General features: G+C 62.7%; 17 protein-coding genes and 2 pseudogenes. 18 read left to right on the top strand and 1 reads right to left on the bottom strand.

Going from position 1 to position 20,066, the window contains the following annotated elements; genetic code table 11:
- Window positions 1-504 precede the first annotated feature (504 nt).
- The 17 genes and pseudogenes from ACF3ND_RS12700 to ACF3ND_RS12620 form a co-directional block, all read left to right on the top strand.
- Complete coding sequence (locus ACF3ND_RS12700; RefSeq protein ID WP_394060969.1) at window positions 505-1,683, top strand: porin; 1,179 nt, start codon at window positions 505-507, stop codon at window positions 1,681-1,683.
- A gap of 521 nt (window positions 1,684-2,204) precedes the next feature.
- The gene (locus tag ACF3ND_RS12695) at window positions 2,205-2,564 is read left to right on the top strand and encodes an NADH-quinone oxidoreductase subunit A (protein WP_394060967.1); all 360 of its coding nucleotides are present in this window, start codon (window positions 2,205-2,207) and stop codon (window positions 2,562-2,564) included.
- Window positions 2,565-2,709: 145 nt separating this feature from the next.
- Window positions 2,710-3,186 carry an NADH-quinone oxidoreductase subunit B family protein gene (locus ACF3ND_RS12690; protein WP_003801059.1) on the top strand — a complete coding sequence of 159 codons (477 nt, stop codon included), beginning with the start codon at window positions 2,710-2,712 and terminating at the stop codon, window positions 3,184-3,186.
- 26 nt (window positions 3,187-3,212) lie between these two features.
- On the top strand, window positions 3,213-3,824 hold the full coding sequence (locus ACF3ND_RS12685; protein ID WP_394060964.1) for an NADH-quinone oxidoreductase subunit C: 612 nt from the start codon (window positions 3,213-3,215) through the stop codon (window positions 3,822-3,824).
- A gap of 5 nt (window positions 3,825-3,829) precedes the next feature.
- On the top strand, window positions 3,830-5,083 hold the full coding sequence (locus ACF3ND_RS12680; protein WP_394060962.1) for an NADH-quinone oxidoreductase subunit D: 1,254 nt from the start codon (window positions 3,830-3,832) through the stop codon (window positions 5,081-5,083).
- A gap of 28 nt (window positions 5,084-5,111) precedes the next feature.
- The gene (gene nuoE, locus ACF3ND_RS12675) at window positions 5,112-5,606 is read left to right on the top strand and encodes an NADH-quinone oxidoreductase subunit NuoE (RefSeq protein ID WP_394060960.1); all 495 of its coding nucleotides are present in this window, start codon (window positions 5,112-5,114) and stop codon (window positions 5,604-5,606) included.
- On the top strand, window positions 5,603-6,970 hold the full coding sequence (gene nuoF / locus ACF3ND_RS12670) for an NADH-quinone oxidoreductase subunit NuoF (RefSeq protein ID WP_394060958.1): 1,368 nt from the start codon (window positions 5,603-5,605) through the stop codon (window positions 6,968-6,970). Before nuoE ends, nuoF begins: the two co-directional genes overlap by 4 nt.
- 14 nt (window positions 6,971-6,984) lie before the next feature.
- Window positions 6,985-9,315 (top strand): NADH-quinone oxidoreductase subunit NuoG, encoded by a 2,331-nt coding sequence (gene nuoG, locus ACF3ND_RS12665; protein WP_394060956.1) that lies wholly within the window; start codon window positions 6,985-6,987, stop codon window positions 9,313-9,315.
- Window position 9,316: 1 nt separating this feature from the next.
- The gene (gene nuoH, locus ACF3ND_RS12660) at window positions 9,317-10,390 is read left to right on the top strand and encodes an NADH-quinone oxidoreductase subunit NuoH (protein WP_394060954.1); all 1,074 of its coding nucleotides are present in this window, start codon (window positions 9,317-9,319) and stop codon (window positions 10,388-10,390) included.
- A 17-nt stretch (window positions 10,391-10,407) separates the two neighbouring features.
- Window positions 10,408-10,896, top strand: a complete 489-nt coding sequence (nuoI, locus tag ACF3ND_RS12655) for an NADH-quinone oxidoreductase subunit NuoI (protein ID WP_394060952.1) — start codon at window positions 10,408-10,410, stop codon at window positions 10,894-10,896.
- Window positions 10,897-10,914: 18 nt separating this feature from the next.
- A complete protein-coding gene (locus tag ACF3ND_RS12650; protein ID WP_394060950.1) occupies window positions 10,915-11,556 on the top strand; it encodes an NADH-quinone oxidoreductase subunit J in 642 nt (213 codons plus the stop codon).
- A gap of 2 nt (window positions 11,557-11,558) precedes the next feature.
- The gene (gene nuoK, locus ACF3ND_RS12645; protein WP_394065841.1) at window positions 11,559-11,867 is read left to right on the top strand and encodes an NADH-quinone oxidoreductase subunit NuoK; all 309 of its coding nucleotides are present in this window, start codon (window positions 11,559-11,561) and stop codon (window positions 11,865-11,867) included.
- Window positions 11,868-11,882: 15 nt separating this feature from the next.
- Window positions 11,883-13,886 carry an NADH-quinone oxidoreductase subunit L gene (gene nuoL, locus ACF3ND_RS12640; protein ID WP_394060948.1) on the top strand — a complete coding sequence of 668 codons (2,004 nt, stop codon included), beginning with the start codon at window positions 11,883-11,885 and terminating at the stop codon, window positions 13,884-13,886.
- A gap of 12 nt (window positions 13,887-13,898) precedes the next feature.
- Window positions 13,899-15,386 (top strand): NADH-quinone oxidoreductase subunit M, encoded by a 1,488-nt coding sequence (locus ACF3ND_RS12635; RefSeq protein ID WP_394060946.1) that lies wholly within the window; start codon window positions 13,899-13,901, stop codon window positions 15,384-15,386.
- Between the two features lie 11 nt (window positions 15,387-15,397).
- The gene (gene nuoN, locus ACF3ND_RS12630) at window positions 15,398-16,876 is read left to right on the top strand and encodes an NADH-quinone oxidoreductase subunit NuoN (RefSeq protein WP_394060944.1); all 1,479 of its coding nucleotides are present in this window, start codon (window positions 15,398-15,400) and stop codon (window positions 16,874-16,876) included.
- A 13-nt stretch (window positions 16,877-16,889) separates the two neighbouring features.
- Window positions 16,890-17,084: pseudogene (locus tag ACF3ND_RS12625) on the top strand (DUF2818 family protein); the annotation flags it as partial.
- A gap of 144 nt (window positions 17,085-17,228) precedes the next feature.
- Window positions 17,229-17,420: pseudogene (locus ACF3ND_RS12620) on the top strand (DUF2818 family protein); the annotation flags it as partial.
- A gap of 62 nt (window positions 17,421-17,482) precedes the next feature.
- Here ACF3ND_RS12620 and ACF3ND_RS12615 read toward each other — a convergent pair.
- Window positions 17,483-18,598 (bottom strand): NAD(P)H-dependent flavin oxidoreductase, encoded by a 1,116-nt coding sequence (locus tag ACF3ND_RS12615; protein WP_394060942.1) that lies wholly within the window; start codon window positions 18,596-18,598, stop codon window positions 17,483-17,485.
- Window positions 18,599-19,206: 608 nt separating this feature from the next.
- Here ACF3ND_RS12615 and serB point away from each other — a divergent pair.
- Window positions 19,207-20,058: a phosphoserine phosphatase SerB gene (gene serB, locus ACF3ND_RS12610; RefSeq protein WP_394060940.1), complete on the top strand. Its 852-nt coding sequence runs from the start codon at window positions 19,207-19,209 to the stop codon at window positions 20,056-20,058.
- Window positions 20,059-20,066 lie beyond the last annotated feature (8 nt).

The raw sequence follows: 20,066 nt of genomic DNA, 5'->3' as shown, positions 1-20,066 counted from the left end.
TGCAACCATTTGCTCGTGCTGGGTCCTGCTTTGAGCGATGAGGTTTTCGCAAAGGCATGTGGTTAATTTATCAGCCCAAGAGAAATCGAGCGGACATGAAGCCGCCGGGGCCGCGCCTCGGCGTGAACGGAGAGCAGCGCCGCCAAGCGGCGACTGTTTTCGGACTCGCTGGCTGCTCGAATCGAAAAAGAGAGGCTTTCGAACGGCTTGAAAAGGGGACTTAAAGCGAGTTCTCAAGAGTGCCTTGGGTCATCAGGCTGCTAATGGTTCTGTAAAGGCCGCCAAACCACGGGTAAACCCTTGCGGCACGGGCGCTGTGACTTTGTTTTGTTGTGTATAGCCAACAAGGCGCGCACAAAGATTCACGATTCTGAATGGTTTCGTAGTCAAGCGTCGGGAATTTTGATGCAATAACGTTAACTTCCCATCGCGGAGTTAGAAAGAGCAGCAGCACTGTTGTAGTTGGGCTGCTCTGATTTACTCAAATCTACGGAGATTTCTTACATGAAAAAGACTCTGCTCGCTGCTGCTCTGATGGCCGGCTTCGCTGGCGTCGCACACGCAGAAACGTCTGTTACCCTGTACGGTATTCTGGATGGCGGTATTGGCTACCAAAAGTTCAAGGGCACTGATTCCTACGCTGCCAACCGTGACGGCATGGAATCCTTTAGCCAGAAGAAGACTGGTCTGATCAACGGCATCCAGTCCGGCAACCGCTGGGGTCTGAAGGGTTCCGAAGATCTGGGTGACGGTCTGCGCGCTGTGTTCGTTCTGGAAAGCGGTTTCGATCTGGGTACTGGTAACTCCCTGCAAGGCAAGCGTCTGTTCGGTCGTCAAGCCACTCTGGGTCTGGCTGGCGACAGCTGGGGTCAACTGGACTTCGGTCGTCAAACCAACATCGCTTCCAAGTACCTGCCTGGCGTAGCCGATCCTTTCGGCGGCGGTTTCGACCAAGCTAACATCGGTGCGGCCTTCACCTCGGCCAACACCGTTCGTTACGACAACATGGTCATGTACCAGACCCCCAACTTCTCCGGCTTCCAATTCGGCGTTGGCTACTCCTTCAACACCGACGGCCCTCAAGAATACAAGATCACCAACAGTGCTGATCCTGAAGACGGTCTGGAGCGCAACCAGCGTGGCATCACCACCGGTCTGCGTTACGCCAACGGCCCTGTCGGCGTCGCTCTGACGTACGACCAATACAAGACTCGTGAGTTCCTTGGTTCCACTGGTGTTTATGGTGGCGACACCGTCAAGTCCTGGAACATCGGCGGCAGCTACGACTTCGAAGTGGTCAAGGCTTACCTGGCCTTCGGTCAGACTCGTGACGGCCTGTTTGTTCCTCAGAACTTCAGCGGCGTCGGCATCGGCGACACCGTTTTGGGTGATCTGAAGGGTCTGAAGGTCAACTCCTACCTGGTCGGTCTGTCCGCTCCTGTTGGCGCCGGCACCCTGATGGGTTCCTGGACCATGGCTGATCCTCGTTCGGCTCCAGAGTCGCTGGACCGTGATACCCCATCCTGGGAAATGAAGAAGCAGCACACTTTCAGCCTGGGTTACAGCCACCCACTGAGCAAGCGCACCAACGTGTACGCTATCGGCTCCTACGCCAAGAACGTGCACTTCCTGCCTGACGGCAAGTCCACCCTGGTGGGCGTTGGTCTGCGTCACCAGTTCTAATTGTGCCGCGTAGCTTGTCTACGCGCTCAATGGCAAGCCTTCGGGCTTGCTGAACTGACTAGCAGTACAAGCTGTAAAAAAAAGCCACCCTTGCGGGTGGCTTTTTCTATGCCTGATAGTCCAGGAGAGGGCCTGGCGCCGGCAGGCCGGGCAAGGCAGCATGGCTGAATTCCATCGCGGCATGGGCGGGTGCGTGCCGGCTTGGTTCGGCTGGGCAATGGCACATCTTTTCTGATGAGCTTGTGGTTACAAATTAGATGCAGTCGGACGTGTTTTTCCTGTCGGATGTCTGACATAAACCTGACAAAAGAGGGTAGAATAAATATTCAAGTGCAGAAAAACCCAACCTTAAATAATCCAAATAATCAATAAGGAACCGGGTTTTGTAAGGCGGCTGAGGGATTTTTGCTGCGCATGCGCAACATCGCCGTCAAGATGTAATGGTTTGGGGTTATCCCTCAAAACTGTGCTCTCAAAATGCTACAATCCAAGAGTTTATTTACTGCGATTGGATGCTTTGCATGAACCTGCAAGAGTACTTTCCCGTTTTGCTGTTTATCATTGTCGCCACGGGCATCGGCCTGGCGCTGCTCACGGCCGGCCGGCTGCTGGGCCCGAACCGTCCCGATGCCGAAAAGCTCTCGCCGTACGAATGCGGTTTCGAAGCGTTTGGCGACTCCCGCATGAAGGTGGACATCCGCTACTACCTGATCGCGATCCTGTTCATCATGTTCGACCTGGAAATCGCTTTCCTGTTTCCCTGGGCCATGGCCAATGGCACCGTCGGCCTGGTGGGCTTCTGGACTGTCATGGCCTTCCTGGCCGTGCTGACGGTCGGCTTTATCTACGAATGGAAAAAAGGCGCTCTGGACTGGGAGTAACCCTCCGGTCGGAGGTCCGCGCGGCGGATCTTCGCGTCTCTTGCTGAATTCAAGGCGCACCGGGATGCGCCTTTGCGGCGGCAAGTTTGGTCAGCAATAGGATCGGCGGGGTTCTCCGGGCCGGATCCGGCAAAAGGCAACTACTATGGCTATCGACGGCATTCTCAAAGAAGGTTTTGTGACGACCAGTGCGGATAAGTTTCTTAACTGGGCAAAGACGGGGTCCATGTGGCCCATGACATTCGGCCTGGCCTGTTGTGCGGTGGAAATGATGCACGCGGGCGCGGCGCGTTACGACCTGGACCAGTTCGGCATCATCTTCCGGCCCAGTCCCCGTCAGTCCGACCTGATGATCGTGGCGGGCACGCTGTGCAACAAGATGGCTCCCGCCCTGCGCAAGGTATATGACCAGATGGCCGAACCGCGCTGGGTCGTATCCATGGGCTCCTGTGCGAACGGCGGCGGTTATTACCACTACTCCTACTCCGTCGTGCGCGGCTGCGACCGCATCGTGCCGGTCGACGTCTATGTGCCGGGCTGTCCGCCCACGGCCGAGGCCCTGGTCTACGGCCTGCTGCAGATGCAGAACAAGATCCGTCTGACCAACACCATTGCGCGCTGATCGGCTAGAACAGGCTAAGAGAGACTATGACACGGCTAGAAACACTGAAAACCAACCTGCTCGCCGTCCTGGGCGAACAGGCCGCGCTGACCGAGGCGCTGGGCGAGCTGACCCTGGAAGTGCCGGCGGACGCCTGGGTGGACACCTGCACGCTGCTGCGCGACCACGCTGACCTGCGCTTCGAAACCTGTATCGACCTGTGCGGCATCGATTATTCCGCCTGGAAGGCGCCCACGTACCAGCCGGTGGCCGGCCAGTTTCCCTATCGCTTCGCCGTGGTGCTGCACCTGACCTCGCTGACGCACAACTGGCGCCTGCGCGTGCGCTGCTTCGTGCCCAACGACGATTTCCCGACGCTGCCCACGCTGTTCGAGGTCTGGCCATCGGTGAACTGGTTCGAGCGCGAGGCGTTCGACCTGTACGGCATCATTTTCGAGAACCACCCGGACCTGCGCCGCATCCTGACCGACTATGGTTTCATCGGCCATCCTTTCCGCAAGGACTTCCCGATTTCCGGCTACGTCGAAATGCGCTATGACACCGAGCAGAAGCGGGTCATTTACCAGCCCGTCACCATCGAGCCGCGTGAGATCACGCCGCGCGTGGTGCGCGAGGACGACTACGGAGTAGGGCGTTAATCATCATGGCAGAAATTCAAAACTACACCCTGAACTTTGGTCCCCAGCACCCGGCCGCCCACGGCGTGCTGCGCCTGGTGCTCGAGCTGGACGGTGAGGTCATCCAGCGTGCCGATCCGCACATCGGCCTGCTGCATCGCGCCACGGAAAAGCTGGCCGAGCATCGGACCTATCTGCAGACGCTGCCGTACATGGACCGCCTGGACTACGTGTCCATGATGGTGAACGAGCACGCCTATTGCATGGCCGTCGAAAAGATGGTCGGCGTGCAGGTTCCGCTGCGCGCGCAGTACATCCGCGTCATGTTCGACGAGATCACCCGCATCCTGAACCACCTGATGTCCGTGGGCTCGCACGCCCTGGACGTGGGCGCCATGGCCGTGTTCCTGTATGCCTTCCGCGAGCGCGAGGACCTGATGGACTGCTACGAGGCCGTCTCGGGCGCACGCCTGCACGCGGCCTACTACCGTCCCGGCGGCGTGTATCGCGACCTGCCCGACAGCATGTCGCTGTACAAGGGCAACAAGTACCGTTCCGAAAAAGAGCTCAAGGCCATGAACGAGGCCCGTTCGGGTTCCTTGCTGGACTTCATCGAGGACTTCACCAACCGCTTTCCGGCCTGCGTGGACGAGTACGAAACCCTGCTCACCGACAACCGCATCTGGAAGCAGCGCCTGGTGGGCATCGGCGTCGTGGATCCGGAGCGCGCAAAGGCCCTGGGCTTCACCGGCCCCATGCTGCGCGGTTCGGGCGTGGAGTGGGACCTGCGCAAGGTCCAGCCCTACGAAGTCTACGACCGCATGGAATTCGACATTCCGGTCGGCCGCAACGGCGACTCCTACGATCGCTACCTGGTGCGTATCGCCGAGATGCGCGAGAGCAACCGCATCATCCGCCAGTGCGTGCAGTGGCTGCGCAACAATCCCGGCCCCGTGATCACCGACAACCACAAGGTGGCTCCGCCGTCGCGCGAACGCATGAAGTCCGGCATGGAAGACCTGATCCACCACTTCAAGCTGTTCTCCGAAGGCATGCACGTGCCGACCAGCGAAGTGTACGCCGGCGTCGAGCATCCCAAGGGCGAATTCGGCATCTACCTGGTGTCCGACGGCGGCAACAAGCCGTACCGCCTGAAGATCCGCGCCCCGGGCTTCGTGCACCTGCAGGCCCTGGATGAAATGTGCCGCGGCCACATGATCGCTGACGCCGTCACCATCATCGGGACGCAGGACATTGTGTTTGGCGAGATCGACCGCTAGGTCGCGCCTGGAAATACGGAACCGAATTATGTTGCTTTCCGAAAAAGCCTACCAACAGATAGATCGGGAACTGGGCAAGTTCCCGGCCGACCAGCGCCGTTCCGCCATCATGGCATCGCTGGCCATCGCCCAGCAGGAAAAAGGCTGGGTCTCGCCCGAGATCATCGCCGACGTGGCCCGCTACATCGGTGTGGAACCCATTGCCGTGCAGGAGGTCGCCACCTTCTACAACATGTTCCACACCAAGCCCGTGGGCCGCGTGACCATCTCGGTCTGCACCAACCTGCCCTGTGCGCTGCGCGACGGCGTCAAGGCAGGCGAATACCTGAAGGAAAAGCTGGGCATCGATTACGGTGAAACCACCGCCGACGGCCAGTTCTCCCTGATCATGGGAGAGTGCATGGGTTCGTGCGGCGACTCGCCCGTCATGCTGCTGAACAATCAGCACATGTGCGTGCGCATGGAAGCCGAGCGCATCGACGCCATGCTCGAAGAACTGAAGAAACACGGAGAGTCGGCATGAGTGCACCGGACATTCTGCGCAAGCTCGCCCAGGGGCTGGAGCCCAATCCCGGGGCCGACCTGTCGCGCAGCATGATTTTTCATGATCGCCACATCGAGCCCCAGATCCTGGCCGGCCTGAACGGCGACAACTGGGGCCTGGAAGAATACGTCAAGCGCGGCGGCTACGAGGCCCTGCGCAAGGTGCTGACCAGCGGCATGAAGCCCGAGGACGTCATCGCCGAAGTCAAGACCTCGGCCCTGCGCGGCCGCGGCGGCGCGGGCTTTCCAACCGGCCTGAAGTGGAGCTTCATGCCGCGCGCCATCCCCGGCCAGAAGTATCTGGTGTGCAACTCGGACGAGGGCGAGCCCGGCACCTTCAAGGATCGCGACATCCTGCGCTTCAACCCGCACATCGTGATCGAAGGCATGGCCATCGCCGCCTATGCCATGGGCATCAGCGTGGGCTACAACTACATCCACGGCGAAGTGTTCGAGATCTACCAGCGTTTCGAAGAGGCGCTGGAGCAGGCGCGCGCCGCCGGCTTCCTGGGCGACAACATCCTGGGTTCGGGCTTCAACTTCCAGCTGCACGCCTTCCATGGATACGGCGCCTACATCTGCGGCGAGGAAACCGCGCTGCTGGAGTCGCTGGAAGGCAAGAAAGGCCAGCCGCGCTTCAAGCCGCCGTTCCCCGCCAGCTTCGGCCTGTACGGCAAGCCCACCACCATCAACAACACCGAGACCTTCGCCGCGGTGCCCTGGATCATCCGCAACGGCGGCCAGCAGTACCTGGAAGTGGGCATTCCCAACGCCGGCGGCACCAAGATCTTCTCGATCACGGGCGACGTGGAGCGTCCCGGCAACTATGAAGTGCCCCTGGGCACGCCTTTCGCCAAGCTGCTGGAGCTGGCGGGCGGCATGCGCGGCGGCCGCAAGCTCAAGGCCGTCATTCCCGGCGGCTCGAGCGCTCCGGTGCTGCCGGCCGACATCATGATGGCCACCAACCTGGATTACGACTCCATCGCCAAGGCCGGCTCCATGCTGGGCTCGGGCGCGGTCATCGTCATGGACGAGACGCGCTGCATGGTCAAGTCGCTGCTGCGCCTGTCGTACTTCTACTACCACGAGAGCTGCGGCCAGTGCACGCCCTGCCGCGAAGGCACGGGCTGGCTGTGGCGCATGGTGCACCGCATCGAGAACGGCCAGGGCCGCAAGGAAGACCTGGACATGCTCGACGACATCGCACACAACATCATGGGCCGCACGATCTGCGCCCTGGGTGACGCCGCCGCCATGCCGGTGCGCAGTTTCGTTAAGCATTTCCGCGACGAGTTCGCACACCACATCGAGCACAAGAGCTGTGTGGTGCCTCAATATCTGTAGGCCAGGACAACGTAATGGTAGAACTCACCATCGATGGCATTAAAGTTGACGCCCCGGAAGGCAGCATGGTCATTCAGGCTGCCCATGACGCCGGGGTCTATGTGCCGCACTTCTGTTATCACAAAAAACTGAGTATTGCCGCCAATTGCCGCATGTGTCTGGTGGACGTGGAAAAAGCGCCCAAGCCGCTGCCGGCCTGCGCCACGCCCGTGACCAACGGCATGGTCGTGCGTACTCGTTCGGAAAAAGCCATTGCCGCCCAGAAAAGCGTCATGGAGTTCCTGCTGATCAACCACCCCCTGGATTGCCCCGTGTGCGACCAGGGCGGCGAGTGCCAGCTGCAGGACCTGGCCGTGGGCTACGGCGGCTCCGAGTCGCGCTACAAGGAAGAAAAGCGCGTGGTGGCCCCCAAGTCCATGGGACCGCTGATCTCCACCGACGCCATGCAGCGCTGCATCCACTGCACCCGCTGCGTGCGCACGGGCGAGGAAATCGCCGGCGTGCAGGAAGTGGGCATGCTCAACCGTGGCGAACACTCTGAAATCACCACCTTCGTGGGCAAGGCCGTCGAATCCGAGCTGTCGGGCAACATGATCGACGTCTGTCCCGTGGGCGCGCTGCTCTCCAAGCCGTTCCGCTTCAACGCCCGTACCTGGGAACTGGCCCGCCGCCGCAGCGTCAGCCCCCACGACAGCGTGGGCGCCAACCTGGTGATCCAGGCCAAGATGGACAAGGTGCTGCGCGTGGTGCCCTTCGAAAACGAAGAGGTCAACGAGTGCTGGATCAGCGACCGCGACCGTTTCTCCTACGAAGGCCTGTATACCGAAGACCGCCTGACTCACCCCATGGTGCGCGGCGATGACGGCCAGTGGCGCGAGGCGTCCTGGAACGACGCCCTGCAGACGGTGGTCGCGGGCATGAATGCCGTGCGCGAGAAGTTCGGTGCCGACCAGCTGGGCTGCATCGGCTCGGCCACCTCCACCACGGAAGAACTGGCGCTGCTGGCCCGCCTGGGCCGCGCCCTAGGTACCGAGAACGTGGACTTCCGCCTGCGCCAGACCGACGCGCGCCTGGACGGCGCCCTGACCGGCGTGCCCTGGCTGGGTCTGCCCCTGGCCGAACTGAACAATCTGGATCGCGTCCTGGTCGTGGGCTCCTTCCTGCGCAAGGACCATCCACTGATGGCTCAGCGCCTGCGTCAGGCCGTCAAACGCGGCGCCCAGGTGTCCTTCATCGATTCCGCCGCCGACAATCCGCTGTTCCAGGCCATTGCAGGCCGTCTCACCGTGGCTCCCAGCCAGTTGGCCAACGCCCTGGCCGAAGTCCTGGTGGCCGTGTCCAAGTCCAAGGAAAGCGCCGTGCCCGCCGGCCTGGAAGGCGTGCAGGTTTCCGCCCAGGCCCAACAGATCGCCGACAGCCTTGCCTCGGGCGAGCGCGTGGCCGTGCTGCTGGGCAATATGGCCGTCAATTCGGACCAGGCCAGCGTCATTGCCGCCAATGCCTCCGCCATCGCACAGGCCAGCGGCGGCAAGCTGGGCTTTCTGACCGCCGGCGGCAACACCGTGGGCGGCTACCTGGCCAATGCCGTGCCGGGCAAGGGCGGCCTGACCGCCGAACAGATGCTGGCGCAATCCCTGCGCGCCTACCTGGTGCTGAACGTCGAACCCGCCCTGGACAGCGATCTGGGCGAGCGCGCCGTGGAAACCCTGAAGTCCGCCACGTTCTCCGTGGCCCTGACGTCCTACCGCTCGGCCGCCGAGGCCTGGGCCGACGTCATGCTGCCGGTTTCTCCCTTCACCGAAACCTCCGGCACCTTCGTGAACGCCGAAGGCCGCGTGCAGAGCTTCAAGGGCGCCGCCGCTCCCCTGGGCGACACCCGTCCGGGCTGGAAGGTGCTGCGCGTGCTGGGCAATCTGTTCCAGCTCGACGGCTTCGATGACGAGACCTCCGAATCGGTACGTGACTCCGTCATGGCCGCCGGCGTGGAATCGCGCCTGTCCAACCAGATCAAGCTGGCCCCTTCGGTCGTGGCAGCCGCCAGCGGCCTGGAGCGCGTCGCCGACGTGCCCATCTACCGCAGCGACGCCCTGGTGCGCCGTTCGGCTCCCCTGCAGGAGACGCCGGCTTCGGCCGCGCCGCGCGCCCGCATGGCCGCCGCCACCCTGGCCCAGCTGGGCCTGGCCGACGGCGATCTGGTGCGCGTCCGCTCCTCGCAAGGCGAAGCCACCCTGCCAGCCCAGCTGGACGACACCGTGGCGCCATCGTCGGTGCGCGTGGCCACGGCTTTCCCTGAAACCGCCGCACTGGGCAGCGCATTCGGTCAACTGACAGTGGAGCGTGCATAACATGGAATTTCTCTCTGTCATCAACAACTTCGGCACCGAACTGCTCGGCCCCACCGCCTGGTACGTGGTCTGGACGCTGATCAAGATCGTGGTCATCGCCGTGCCCATCATCCTGTGCGTGGCCTACCTGACCTACTGGGAACGCAAGATGATCGGCTTCATGCACGTGCGCCTGGGACCCACACGCGTGGGTTACCGCGGCCTGCTGCAGCCGTTCGCCGACGTGTTCAAGCTGCTGACCAAGGAACTGATCGTTCCGGCCAAGTCCAACAAGACGCTCTACATCCTGGCCCCCGTGGTCACGCTGATGCCCGCCCTGGCGGCCTGGGCCGTGATTCCCTTCGGTCCGGAGTCCGTGCTGGCCAACGTGAACGCCGGCCTGCTGTACATCCTGGCCATTTCCTCGCTGGGCGTGTATGGCGTGATCGTGGCCGGCTGGGCCTCCAACTCCAAGTACGCCTTGCTGGGCGGCTTGCGCGCCGCGGCCCAGGTACTGTCCTACGAGCTGGCCATCGGCTTCGTGCTGGTGACCGTGCTGCTGGTGTCGGGCACGCTGAACCTGTCGGGCATCGTGACCGGCCAGACGCAGGGCTACTTCGCGGACAAGGGCCTGAACTTCCTGTCCTGGAACTGGCTGCCGCTGCTGCCGCTGTTCGTGATCTACGTGATCTCGTCCGTGGCCGAAACCAACCGCCACCCCTTCGACGTGGTGGAGGGCGAGTCGGAAATCGTGGCCGGTCCCATGGTGGAATATTCGGGCATGGGCTTCGCCCTGTTCTTCCTGGGCGAATACGCCAACATGATCCTGTTGTCGGCCCTGGCCTCCATCATGTTCCTGGGCGGCTGGACTCCCATCGTCGAGTTCGCGCCCTTCACCTGGATCCCGGGCTGGCTGTGGCTGGGTCTGAAGACCTTCGTCGTGGTCTCCATGTTCATCTGGTTCCGCGCAACGTTCCCCCGTTACCGCTATGACCAGATCATGCGTCTGGGCTGGAAAGTGTTCATCCCTCTGACGGGTGTGTGGCTGTTGATCGTGGCGATCTGGATGCAGACGCCATGGAACATCTGGCAGTAAGGCTAAGGGGCAAGATTATGGAAGCAATCAAAGATTTCTTTGGCAGCCTGATGCTGTCCGAAATGCTCAAGGGCATGCGCCTGACCGGCAAGTATTTCTTCAAGCGCAAGGTGACCCTGCGCTACCCGCTGGAAAAGACGCCGACTTCGCCGCGTTTCCGCGGCCTGCACGCCTTGCGCCGCTACGCCAACGGCGAAGAGCGCTGCATTGCCTGCAAGCTGTGCGAAGCCGTGTGCCCGGCCTTGGCCATCTCCATCGAGTCGGCCGAACGCGAGGACGGCACGCGCCGCACCACGCGCTACGACATCGACCTGGCCAAGTGCATTTTCTGTGGTTTCTGTGAAGAAAGCTGCCCGGTCGATTCGATCGTGGAAACGCACATTCACGAATACCACGGTGAAAAGCGCGGCGACCTGTACTACACCAAGGACATGCTGCTGGCCATTGGCGACCGCTACGAGGACGAGATCGCTCGTCGTCGCGCCGCAGACGCACCTTATCGCTAAGGCCGGAGCTCTACACACATGTTATTTACTACTGTTCTGTTCTATGTGCTGGCGCTGGTGCTGGTGGTGGCCGCGTTCCGCGTGATCTCCGCCAGCAACCCGGTGACCGCCGTGCTGCACCTGATCCTGGCCTTCTTCACGGCCGCCATGCTGTGGATGCTGATGGGCGCCGAGTTCCTGTCGCTGCTGCTGGTGGTGGTGTACGTGGGCGCCGTGATGGTCATGTTCCTGTTCGTCATCATGATGCTGGACGTGCGCCAGGAGTCGGTAGCCACCAAGTTCAAGGCCTACATTCCCCTGGGCCTGCTGATCGGCGCCATCATGATCCTGGAGATGGGCTTCGTCCTGACCCAGTTGTGGCTCAAGGCCGGTCCGGCCGCCGTCATGCCCGAGGACTACAACAACACCCGCGTCATCGGCGAACTGATGTACTCGCAGTACGTCCTGGCCGTCCTGATCGGCGGCATCGTGCTGCTGGTCGGCATGATTTCGGCCATTGCCCTCACGCTGCGCAAGCGCGACGGCGTGAAACGCACCGTCCCCGGCCAGCAGGTCAAGGTGCGCGCACAGGATCGCGTGCGCCTGGTGTCCATGCCCGCCCAAACCGAAAAGCCGTCGGTATCCAGTTCGGCTGACGCCGTCGTTCCAGGAGACAAATGATGATGACGCTGTCGCTTGCGCACTATCTCGTCCTGAGCGCCGTGCTGTTCACGATCGGACTGTTCGGCTTCTTCCTGAACCGCCGCAACCTGATCATCCTGCTGATGTCGGTGGAATTGATCCTTCTGTCCGCCAACATGAACTTCGTCGCCTTCTCCACCTGGATGGGGGATGCGGCCGGGCAGGTGTTCGTCTTCTTCGTCCTGACGGTCGCTGCGGCCGAGGCGGCGATTGGTCTCGCGATTCTCGTATTGCTGTTCCGCAATCTGAATTCGATCAATGTCGAGGATCTCGACCAGCTCAAGGGTTGATGGGATAGCACAACAATGAACTCCATAAATCTTTATCTGACGATTGCGCTTGCTCCCCTGGCGGGAGCTGCGCTGGCCGGCCTGTTTGGCACCGGCTTTCTGGGGCGGATCATCGGCAAGACCGGCGCCCACCTGATCACCATCGCCGGCGTGCTGATCTCCTTCATCGGTTCGGTCACCGTGCTGTTCCAGGTGCTCGACGGCCAGACCTTCAACGGCTCCGTCTACACCTGGATCACCATAGGCAGCATCAAGTGGGACATCGGCTTTCTGATCGACCAGCTGACCGCCCTGATGATGGTGGTGGTGACTTCCGTGTCGCTGATGGTGCACATCTACACCATCGGCTACATGAAGGACGATCCGGGCTACCAGCGCTTCTTCTCCTACATCTCGCTGTTCACCTTCTCCATGCTGATGCTGGTCATGTCCAACAACATGCTCCAGCTGTTCTTCGGCTGGGAAGCCGTGGGCCTGGTCTCCTACCTGCTGATCGGTTTCTGGTACGAGCGCAAGACCGCGATCTTCGCCAACATGAAGGCATTCCTGGTCAACCGCGTCGGCGACTTCGGCTTCGCCCTGGGCATCGGCCTGCTGTACGCCTACACCGGCTCCATGAACTACTCGGACGTGTTCGCCAAGGTCCAGGAGCTGAGCGCCATGACCTTCCCCGGCACGGACTGGCAGCTGCTGACCGTGGCGGCTCTGGCCCTGTTCGTGGGCGCCATGGGCAAATCCGCCCAGGTCCCGCTGCACAGCTGGCTGCCTGACTCCATGGAAGGTCCCACCCCGATCTCCGCGCTGATCCACGCCGCCACCATGGTGACGGCCGGCATCTTCATGGTCGCCCGCTTCTCGCCCGTGTTCGAACAGTCGACCACCGCGCTGTCCTTCATCATCGTGATCGGCGCCACCGGCGCGCTGTTCCTGGGCCTGCTGGGCATCATCCAGAACGACGTCAAGCGCGTCGTGGCCTATTCCACGCTGTCGCAGCTGGGCTACATGACCGTCGCGCTGGGCGCCTCCGCCTACTCGGCCGCGGTCTTCCACCTGATGACGCACGCTTTCTTCAAGGCCCTGCTGTTCCTGGGCGCCGGCTCGGTCATCATCGGCATGCACCACGACCAGGACATCCGCAACATGGGCGGCCTGCGCAAGTACATGCCCATCACCTGGCTGACTTTCCTGATCGGCACCCTGGCCCTGGTGGGCACGCCGTTCTTCTCGGGCTTCTACTCCAAGGAGCACGTCATCGAGGCCGCCCGCGAAGCCGGCATCTGGGGTTCCACCTATGCCTACTACGCCACGCTGATCGGCGTGTTCGTCACCTCGCTGTATTCCTTCCGCCTGTACTTCCTGGTCTTCCACGGCAAGGAGCGTTTCCGCGACGTCAAGCACGACGACCATCATGGTCATGACGATCATCACGCGCATGGCGGCGATCCGCACGAATCCCCCTGGGTCGTCACGCTGCCCCTGGTCCTGCTGGCCATTCCATCGATCTTCGCCGGCATCTGGTTCGTGGATCCGCTGCTGTTCGGCTCGTTCTTCGACGGCGTGATCACGGTCCTGCCCGATCATCCCGCCATGGCTACCCTGGCCCATCACTGGACCGACTGGATGGCCTACGCCCTGCATGGCTTTGCCACCGTGCCGTTCTGGCTGGTCGTGGCCGGCGCCGTCGTGGCCTGGTACATGTACCTGGTCAATCCAGCGCTGCCTGCCGCCATCAAGAAGAACTGCTCCTTCATCTACCGTATCCTGGAGAACAAGTACTACGTTGACTGGTTCAACGAGCAGGTGCTGGCTCGCGGCGCCCGCTGCCTGGGTACGGGTCTGTGGAAAGGCGCCGACCGCGGCCTGATCGACGGCCTGCTGGTCAATGGTAGCGCCCGCGTGGTGGGCTGGGTGGCTGCGATCAGCCGTCACCTGCAATCCGGCTACGTCTACCATTACGCCTTCGCCATGATCATCGGCATCATGGCGCTCTTAACCTTTTTTGTACTGACGGTTCGGTAAATGGCTAGCGATATGGCGTCTTCTACTCTTCCTTGGTTAACGCTGGCGATTTTCGTACCCATCGTCGCCGGCCTGCTGGTGCTGGCTCTGGGACGCGACGACCGTCCCGAGTTCACCCGCTGGCTGGCCCTGCTGGGTTCGATTGCCGGCCTGATTGTCACCATCCCCCTGTACACCGGCTTCAATCCGGGCACGGCCGACATGCAGTTCGTCGAGCTGGCTCCCTGGATCGATGCCTTCAAGGTCAACTACCACCTGGGCGTGGACGGCATCTCCATGTGGTTCGTGCTGCTGACGGCCTTCATCACGGTCATCGTGGTGCTGGCCGGCTGGCAGGTGATCACCAGCCGCGTGGCCCAGTACATGGGCGCCTTCCTCATCCTGTCGGGATTGATGGTCGGCGTGTTCGCGGCCCTGGACGGCCTGCTGTTCTACGTGTTCTTCGAAGCCACCCTGATTCCGATGTACCTGATCATCGGCGTGTGGGGCGGTCCGAACCGCGTGTACGCCGCGATCAAGTTCTTCCTGTACACGCTGCTGGGCTCGCTGCTGACCCTGATCGCGTTCATCTACCTGTGGAACGTGTCCGGCGGCACCTTCGACATCCTGACCTGGCACGACACCAAGCTGGGCTACACCGCCCAGGTGCTGATCTTCGTGGCCCTGTTCATGGCCTTCGCCGTGAAGGTGCCCATGTGGCCCGTGCACACCTGGCTGCCTGACGCCCACGTGGAAGCGCCCACCGGCGGTTCCGTGGTGCTGGCCGCCATCATGCTGAAGCTGGGCGCCTATGGCTTCCTGCGCTTCTCCCTGCCCATCGCCCCCGATGCGTCCCAGGGCCTGGCCGGCATCATCATCGCGCTGTCCCTGGTGGCCGTGATCTACATCGGCCTGGTCGCCATCGTCCAGGACGACATGAAGAAGCTGGTGGCGTATTCGTCCGTGGCGCACATGGGCTTCGTCACCCTGGGCTTCTTCGTGTTCAACACGACCGGCATGGAAGGCGCGATCATGCAGATGATCTCGCACGGCTTCGTGTCCGGCGCGATGTTCCTGTGCATCGGCGTGCTGTACGACCGCCTGCATACCCGCCGCATCGCCGACTACGGCGGCGTGGTCAACGTGATGCCCCGTTTCGTGACGTTCTTCGTGCTGTTCTCCATGGCCAACAGCGGCCTGCCCGGCACCAGCGGCTTCATCGGCGAATTCACCGTCATCATGGGTGCGGTCCAGCACAACTTCTGGATCGGCCTGCTGACGGCCACGGCCCTGATCACCGGCGCGGCCTATTCGCTGTGGATGCTCAAGCGCGTGGCCTTCGGTCCCGTGGGCAACGAGAACGTTGCGGGCATGAGCGATCTGAGCAGCCGCGAGTTCTTCGTTCTTGGCGTAATGGCGATTGCTGTGTTGGGTATGGGTGTTTATCCAAAACCATTCACCGATGTCATGCACGTTTCGGTTGAAGCGTTGCTGCAACACGTCTCCATCTCGAAACTGTAGGCCGAAACACTATGGAAACTACCTTCAACTTTTCTCTGGCCCTGCCTGAGATTCTGCTCCTGGTTCTGGCCTCGTGTGTGCTGATTTTCGACTCCTTCAGCGCGCACAAGCAGCGCCACAATACCTTCGTGCTCAGCCTGGGCACGCTGGTGGTGGTCGCGCTGGGCGTCGCCTGGCAGTGGTCGCAGGGCATGACCGGCACCACGTTCGGCGGTCTGTTCGTGGTGGACGAGCTGTCCCACTTCCTGAAGCTGCTGTCCTGCGCGGCCGTAGCCGTCACCCTGATCTACGGCCGTGACTACGCCGAGCAGCGCGACATGCTGGATCGCGGCGGCGAGCTGTACACTCTGTCGCTGATGGCGCTGCTGGGCCAGATGATCATGATCTCGGCCAACAGCATGCTGACGGTCTACCTGGGCGTCGAGCTGATGTCCTTCGCCTTGTACGCCCTGGTGGCCCTGCGCCGCGAGCATCGCCAGTCCATCGAAGCCGCCATGAAGTACTTCGTGCTGGGCGCGCTGGCCTCCGGCGTGCTGCTGTACGGCATGTCCATGATCTACGGCGCCACCGGCCATCTGGAACTGACCCGCATCGCCGAAGTCGTCGGCTCGGGCAAGGCCGAGCGCCTGGCCCTGGTGTTCGGCGTGGTGTTCGTGGTCTCGGGCCTGGCCTTCAAGCTGACCGCCGCTCCCTTCCATATGTGGACACCCGACGTCTACCAGGGCGCGCCCACCACGGTCACCCTGATCATCGGCGCGGCTCCCAAGCTGGCGGCCTTTGCCGTGACCCTGCGTTTCCTGGTCGAAGGCCTGCACGGCATCGCCGTGGACTGGCAGCCCATGCTGCTGGTGCTGGCCGTGGTGTCGCTGGCGCTGGGCAACCTGACCGCCATCGTGCAGAAGAACCTCAAGCGGATGCTGGCTTATTCCACCATCTCGCACATGGGCTTCATCCTGCTGGGCCTGCTGGCCGGCGTCTTCGACGGCCAGACCAGCGCCCAGGCCTACGGCGCTTCCTTGTTCTACGTCGTGATCTACGTGCTCACCACGCTGAGCACCTTCGGCCTGATCCTGCTGCTGAGCCGCCGCGGTTTCGAGTGCGAGAACATCGACGACCTGAAGGGCTTGAACCGCCGCAATCCCGGCCTGGCCCTGGTGTGGCTGCTGTCCATGTTCTCGCTGGCGGGCATTCCCCCGCTGGCCGGCTTCGGCGCCAAGCTGAGCGTGCTGCAGGCCGTGGTCGGCGCAGGCTACATCTGGCTGGCCGTCTTCGCCGTGGTCATGTCCCTGATCGGCGCGTTCTACTATCTGCGCGTGGTCAAGGTTGCCTACTTCGACGAGCCTGAAGGCGAAGCGCATCCTTTGGCGACGGGCCTGCTGACCAAGGCCGTCATGCTGGTGAACGGCGTGCTGATCATCGGCCTGGGCCTGCTGCCCGGCGGCCTGATGGACACCTGCATCCGTGTGATCCAGGCATCCCTGCAATTCTGATCGAGGTGACGACATGGACCAAAGCCTTTCCATCTGGGTGTTGATCGTTCTTTCGCTGATCACGGCCAATCTGCCGTTCTTCGTGGAGAAACCCTTGCTGGTTCTGCCTTGGTCCGCGCGGGGAGAAGCGCCGCGTCCCGCCTGGCTGCAGTTGCTCAGCGGTGTGGCTTTCCTGGCCGTGGTGACGTCGCTGGGCCTGGGCATCTACAGCCTGATCGGCCGCAGCTCGGGCCTGAGCTCCACGCCCGCCATGCTGGGCAAGGTGGCGCTGGCGCTGGCTGTGGCCGCGGCGGTGTTCTACTTCCCGGCCTGGCGCGCGCGAGGCCAGAATGTCCACAAGAGCTTTTTCTTCCGCTTGCTGGAAGTGTGTGCGTTCTACGGCATCGTCGGCGCCCTGGGCTTCGCCTTCGAAGCCAGCATCGGCAATCCCTTCAGCCAGACCTGGGTGTTCTACACCATCACCTTCGCCTTGTTCCTGGTGCTGGCCTATCCAGGCTATGTGTATCGCTACCTGATGCGCCATCCCAAGGGCAAGTTCGAATAAGCCGGCTGATCCGCCATAAAAAAACCCGCAACGCATGCGGGTTTTTTTATGGCCGGTCGGGATCATCGTCCGCCCAGCGGGGCATGGGGCGCGCCGGCCACGCCCAGGCGCTTGCAGACGCCCTGGGCTTCCTGGGCCAGCACCAGTGTCAGCTGCTCGGCGGGAAGGCGCCGCCCGAGCGAGGCGGCCTGTCCGCTCCAGAGCGAGGTGAAGTCGCTGCGGCCCTGTTTTTCGGCTTCGATGCGCAAAGGGCTGAGTGCGGAGCCGGCGTGCGGAAAGACAGGCGCGCTGGCGTCCAGGGGGCCGATCTCATCCATCAGCCGGGTGCGTATGCTGCGCGCCGGACGGCCCGAGAACAGATTGGTGATGGCGGTGCTGTCCGAGGTGCTGTTGTTCAGCGCCTTGCGGTGCAATTCGCTGATCTTGGATTCAGGACAGAACAGGTAGGCCGTGCCGATCTGGGCGGCGCAGGCGCCCAGCGCGAATGCGGCGGCGATGCCGCGTCCGTCGGCAATGCCCCCCGCCGCGATGACGGGCTTGTCCACGGCATCCGCAATCTGCGGCAGCAGGGCCAGGCTGCCGACCTGGGTGGAGACATTCTCGCCCAGGAACAGGCCGCGATGGCCGCCGGCCTCCGAACCCTGGGCAATGATGACGTCGGCGCCGTGCTCCTGCAGCCAGATGGCTTCGGCCACGGTGGTGGCGCTGGCCATCGTCAGTGCGCCCGCCTGCTTGACGCGCTCGAGCAGATCGGGCGAGGGCAGGCCGAAATGAAAGCTGACGGCCTCAGGACGAAGTTCTTCCAGCAGATCCGCATGCGCCGGCGAGAAGGGCGCGCGCGAGGCCTTGGGCAGCTCCTGGTTCGGGTCCAGTCCGTACTCTTGATAGTAGGGCATCAGGCGCAGCCGCCATTCCTGCAGCGCTTCAGGCTCCAGGCGCTGGTCCTGGTGGCAGAAGAAGTTCAGGTTCAAGGGGCGATCGGTGGCCTGGCGGAACAGGCTTACCTGTTCGCGTATCTGGTCCACGCTGAGCATGGCGCAGGGCAAGGAGCCCAGTCCGCCTGCGCGCGCCACGGCGATGGCCAGGGCGCTGTCCTGGGCGCCGGCCATGGGAGCCTGGACGATGGGATGTTCGATGTTCAGCAGATCCAGCAAAGTATTGTTGGGCCAGACGTACATAGAAGAGTCCTTGTTTTCCTGTGTGCTTCATCGTAGCAGGATGAGTCCGGGCTGAAAACCGACGCCTACGCCGCGGGAAGCCGCCCTGCGGAAAGCCGCCCTGCGGGAAGTCGCTCCGGCCGGGTGTCGTTTCCCTCTGCCGGCGCGATACAATAGCAATTTTTTGCCGCCGGGCAGCCGGAGCGCCGGACCGCCCAAGGCAAAAAGCGCCCCCTCGGGGGCAGCAAGCCGAAGGTGCAGCGTGAGGGCTTTTTTTGCCGCCGGGCCGCCCCAAGGCAAAAAGCGCCCCCTCGGGGGGCAGCAAGCCGAAGGCGCAGCGTGGGGGCTTTTTTTGCCGCCGGGCCGCCCTAAGGTAAAAAGCGCCCCCTTGGGGGGCAGCAAGCCGAAGGCGCAGCGTGGGGGCTTTTTTTGCCGCCGGGCCGCCCCAAGGCAAAAAGCGCCCCCTCGGGGGGCAGCAAGCCGAAGGCGCAGCGTGGGGGCTTTTTTGCCGCCGGGCCGCCCCAAGGCAAAAAGCGCCCCCTCGGGGGGGCAGCAAGCCGAAGGCGCAGCGTGGGGGCTTTTTTGGGCTCGCCGCGCGCGCCCCGTTTATTTGTTTCGTGGACGTATTGATGTCTCATCTCATTCTTCAGGGGCCGCGCCTGGATGGCGCCATCATCGAAAAAATCGCCGCGCTGGTGCAGGCGGACGGCGTCCAGGAACTGGGGCCGACGGCCGTGCGCCTGTTGGGCGCCGACGTGCAGCAGAAGCCGCAGGTCCAGGCCCTGTGCCAGGAGGCCCGCATGGACTTTGCTTTCCTGGACCAGATCGACCGGCTGAAGGAGATGCGCGTGCTGGCGATGGACATGGACTCCACACTGATCAATATCGAGTGCATCGACGAGATCGCCGACATGGCGGGCCGCAAGGAACAGGTCGCCACCATTACCGAAGCCGCCATGCGCGGGGAGATCAAGGATTTCTCGGAGAGCCTGATCCGCCGGGTGGCGTTTCTGGAAGGCGTGACGGTGAATGACCTGGCGCGCGTCTATGAAGAGCGCCTGCAGCCCAACCCCGGCGCCGAGCGGCTGGTGGCCGCGGCGCACGCGCACGGCGTCAAGACGCTGCTGGTATCCGGCGGCTTCACCTTCTTCACGGAACGCATGAAGGACCGCCTGAGCCTGAGCTATGCCTATTCCAATACGCTGGAAGTCGTCGATGGCGTGCTGACCGGCAAGGTGCTGGGCGATATCGTGGACGGACAGGCCAAGGCGCGTTTCCTGCAGGAGCTTGCCGCCGAGCTGGGCGCGGGCCCCGAGCAGTGCATCGCCATGGGCGATGGCGCCAATGATCTGCTGATGCTGGCCAAGGCCAAGTATGCCGTTGCATACCGGGCCAAGCCCGTGGTCCAGGAGCAGGCCCGCTTCGCCCTGAATCATTCGCCGCTGGACGCGGTGCTGAACTGGTTCAGGCTGGACGTGTAAGACGTTCA

It is taken from the genome of Alcaligenes sp. WGS1538, from assembly GCF_043187505.1.
Taxonomy (GTDB): Bacteria; Pseudomonadota; Gammaproteobacteria; order Burkholderiales; family Burkholderiaceae_B; genus Alcaligenes.
Note: the sequence above shows the minus strand (reverse complement) of the source record. Positions and strands in the feature narration are given on the sequence as shown.